This window comes from Spirillospora sp. NPDC049652 (genome assembly GCF_040675125.1).
Classification (GTDB): Bacteria; Actinomycetota; Actinomycetes; order Streptosporangiales; family Streptosporangiaceae; genus Spirillospora.
Genome location: NZ_JBFAOF010000834.1, coordinates 1 through 3,253, shown reverse-complemented (window position 1 = coordinate 3,253; position 3,253 = coordinate 1). Strand labels below are relative to the sequence as shown.

5 protein-coding genes and 1 pseudogene are annotated in these 3,253 nt (G+C 74.9%); 3 read left to right on the top strand and 3 right to left on the bottom strand.

Translation table 11 applies throughout. From position 1 onward, the window contains the following. Together AB0J52_RS33485 and AB0J52_RS33480 are read left to right on the top strand one after the other, a co-directional pair. The coding region (locus AB0J52_RS33485; RefSeq protein ID WP_500186870.1) for a hypothetical protein at positions 1-189 on the top strand (189 nt) is incomplete at its 5' end. Positions 190-234: 45 nt separating this feature from the next. Further along, positions 235-705 (top strand): DUF6221 family protein, encoded by a 471-nt coding sequence (locus tag AB0J52_RS33480; protein WP_500186869.1) that lies wholly within the window; start codon positions 235-237, stop codon positions 703-705. Positions 706-750: 45 nt separating this feature from the next. Here the strand turns inward: AB0J52_RS33480 and AB0J52_RS33475 are convergent, their stop codons facing one another. Further along, positions 751-1,443: a helix-turn-helix domain-containing protein gene (locus AB0J52_RS33475; RefSeq protein ID WP_500186867.1), complete on the bottom strand. Its 693-nt coding sequence runs from the start codon at positions 1,441-1,443 to the stop codon at positions 751-753. A 90-nt stretch (positions 1,444-1,533) separates the two neighbouring features. Here AB0J52_RS33475 and AB0J52_RS33470 point away from each other — a divergent pair, with 90 nt between their 5' ends. Beyond that, entirely contained in the window at positions 1,534-2,580 is a 1,047-nt protein-coding gene (locus tag AB0J52_RS33470; protein ID WP_500186866.1) for an NAD(P)/FAD-dependent oxidoreductase, read from the top strand. A 4-nt stretch (positions 2,581-2,584) separates the two neighbouring features. Here the strand turns inward: AB0J52_RS33470 and AB0J52_RS33465 are convergent, their stop codons facing one another. Then, the gene (locus tag AB0J52_RS33465) at positions 2,585-3,010 is read right to left on the bottom strand and encodes a nucleoside deaminase (protein WP_500186865.1); all 426 of its coding nucleotides are present in this window, start codon (positions 3,008-3,010) and stop codon (positions 2,585-2,587) included. After that, positions 3,007-3,253 (bottom strand): annotated as a pseudogene (locus AB0J52_RS33460) (LLM class F420-dependent oxidoreductase); the annotation flags it as partial. The gene AB0J52_RS33465 and the pseudogene AB0J52_RS33460, both read right to left, overlap by 4 nt.

The following is a 3,253-nucleotide window of genomic DNA, read 5'->3' as shown; positions in this document are numbered from 1 at the left end:
GTCGCCGCCGTCGTCGCCCGGGCCGTGGACGGCTCGCTCGGCACCGGCCACCTCGGCGGCGGAACGGCCGGCGCCGCCTTGGTGGTCGTCGCCGCGTCCGCAGCCGGAGGCGTGCTGTACGCGCTGGTGGCGCGGCTGCTCGGCGTGGCGGAGCTCCGCACCCTGGCCTCCGCTTTCCGGCTCGGCTGACCGCGCGGGGTGTGATTCGTCCGACCCGCCCTGCACAATGGCCGGGTGGACGAGCTGGTGGAGTTCCTGCGGGCACGCATCGCCAAGGACGAGCAGATCGCACGCGCCGGTTCGGGTGCGGCCTGGCGGCCGTCTCCCCCGGGCTCGGTCAGCCTGGACACCTCCGCGAGCGACTGCGCCCCGCGCGACGGCGCGAAAGCCGCCGGCTCGGGTGCGGCGGGGCCGGGTGCGTCGGCTTCCGAGACGGGCGGTCCGGAACGGCCGGGATTCGTCGCCCAGGCGGAGAACGAGAGCTACGCCGAGCACATCGCCCGCCACAGTCCGGCCCGTGCGCTGCGCGAGGTCGCGGCCAAGCGCCTCATCCTGGACGAGTACGTGAAGGCCGCATGGCTCATGTCCACCGGGCAGCGCGGGGAGGCCGCCGAGGCGGCGCAGGCCGTCCGGCTCGCCACGGTGCGCGCGCTCGCCTCCGCGTACGCCGACCACCCCGCCTACCGGCAGGAATGGGGCGTCTGACCGGCCCGGCTCCGGCCGCCCGATCCTCCCCGGCGGGAGCGGCGATCAGTCGGCGCCGCCGGGACGCCGGGACCGGGGCGCGGCACGCAGGTGGAAGCGTTCGCCCTGGCGGCCGAACAGGCTGAGCAGTTCGACCGGTTCGGCGTTCGCCGGGCCGAACCAGTGCGGCAGGCGGGTGTCGAACTCGGCGGCCTCGCCGGGCGTCAGCTCCAGGTCGTGGTCGCCGACGACCAGCCGGAGCCGTCCGGACAGCACGTACAGCCACTCGTAGCCCTCGTGCGTCACCGGGTTCGGCTCGCAGCGCCCGTCCCCCGGCAGGATCGTCTTCCACGCCTGCAGCGGCCCGGGGTGCTTGGTCAGCGGGATCACCGTGCGGTCGCCGCCGTCGCGCGGGGTCAGCCGCACCCGCGGGTCGCCGACCTCGGGAGCGCCGACCATCTCGTCCAAAGGCACCTGGTAGACCTGCGCCAGCGGAAGCAGCAGCTCCAGGCTGGGGCGGCGCTGCCCCGACTCCAGCCGGGACAGGGTGCTCTTGGAGATCCCGGTCGCCTCGGCGAGCGCGCCCAGCGTGATGCCGCGCTCGGCGCGCAGCTTCCGCAGGCGCGGCCCGACCTCGGTGAGGGCCCGGTCGATCGCGGACGACGGATCAGCGGCCGCGTCGTGGGCCGGCGCGCCGTGAGCCGATGCCTGATGAGTCGATGCCCGGTGGTTCGATGCGGGACCGCGCGGATGCTCCATACCCCCATTCCACCTGCTGCGTCCCGGAAATGGCAACTAGAGTTGCCGACCTCACGTCCCCCGACGCACGCTGGCGGCGGAGGTGACCGAATGAACGAGAACAACAGGAACGAGAACAACACCGAGAACATGCACGACGTGGTGGTCGTCGGAGCCGGCGCCGCCGGGCTGAGCGCGGGCCTGGTACTGGCCCGTGCCCGCCGCCGCGTCGCGATCCTGGACGGCGGCGCGCCGCGCAACGCCCCCGCCGCCCACATGCACGGCTTCCTGTCCCGGGACGGCATGCCCCCGCTGGCGCTGCTCGAGGCGGGCCGCGCCGAACTCGCCGGCTACGGCGTCGAGCCCATCGCCGCCCGCGTGGACGAGATCGCCGGCGAGGACGGTCCGGACCCCGCCTTCACCGTCCGGCTGTCCGGCGGCGCGACCCTGCGGACCCGGCGCGTCCTGGTCGCGACCGGCGTGCGCGACGAACTGCCCGGCCTGCCGGGCCTGCGTGAACGCTGGGGGAAGGACGTCCTGCACTGCCCCTACTGCCACGGCTACGAGGTCCGCGACCGGCCGCTCGGCGTGCTGGCGACCAGCCCGATGGCCGTCCACCAGGCGCTGCTGGTCCGGCAGTGGTCCCCGGACGTCACCATGTTCGTCCACGGCCAGGGCATCTCGCCGGAGGACCGCGAGCGTCTCGCAACTCGCGGCATCGCCCTCGTGGAGGGCCACGTCAAGCGGGTCGTCGCGGACGAGGACGGGCTCCGAGGCGTCGAGATGAGTGACGGGCGCGTTGTGGAGCGCCGCGCCCTGTTCGTGCAGAGCGAGATGGTCGCCAACGACGGGATGCTCGCCGGGCTCGGCTGCGCCCGCGACGACGACGGCCGGGTCCGGACCGACGCGATGGGCCGCACCAGCGTTCCCGGCGTGTCCGCGGCGGGCAACGTCGCGAACCCCTTCGTCCAGGTGATCATGGCCGCGGCACAGGGATCGGCGGCCGCGATGGCGCTCAACGCCGACCTCGTCGAGGAGGACGCCCGGCTGGCCGTCGAGCGCGCCCGAGCCACCGCGCGGAGCGCGGCGGAGTTCGACGCGGCCGTCGAGGCGCTGGTCGCCGAGTCGGTCCTCGGCGACCGCCGGCACGGCCTGTGACGCGTCAGGTGTAGTAGCCGTCGATCGCGGCGCGCGCCTCCTCGTGGAGGGCGGGGCCGTCCTGCGGGACGGACGGCCATCCGCCCTTGGGGGTGAGCGCGTCGTGCTGCTCGCTGGACAGCGCGTACACCACCCGGCCCAGCCCCGAGCGGTCGATCGCGCCGGTGCACATGCCGCACGGCTGGCAGCTGGTGTACATCGTCGTCGCGGCGGCGGTGTCCGCGTCGAGCTCGCGGGCCGCCCACCGGGCCAGCTTCAGCTCGGGGTGGGCGCTGATGTCCCGGTCGGCGCGCACGGTGTTGTGCGCCTCGATCAGGATGGCGCCGTCCGGGCTGGCGAGCAGCGAGCCGTAGGGCGCGTACCCGTCCGCGCGGGACTGGACGGCGATCTCGACGGCCCGGCGCAGCAGGCGTTCCTCGTCGGGTGTCACGTGAGTTCCTTTCGGTGGGCGGCCACGGCGGCAAGGTCCCGCCAGGCTCTTTCGGGGCGCAGGGTCTCGTCCGGGTGGGCGAGGACCGGGTCGAGCACGACGCTCTCGGCCCCCATCTCCCGCAGTCGCCGCAGGTCGGCGAGCACCTGGTCGAGGGTCCCCTCGCCCGCGAGGCGTTCGCCGGCCAGCGGTTCGGCGGTGATCCGCAGCGCGATGCGGGGTGCGAGCGCCGGCACCGGGCGG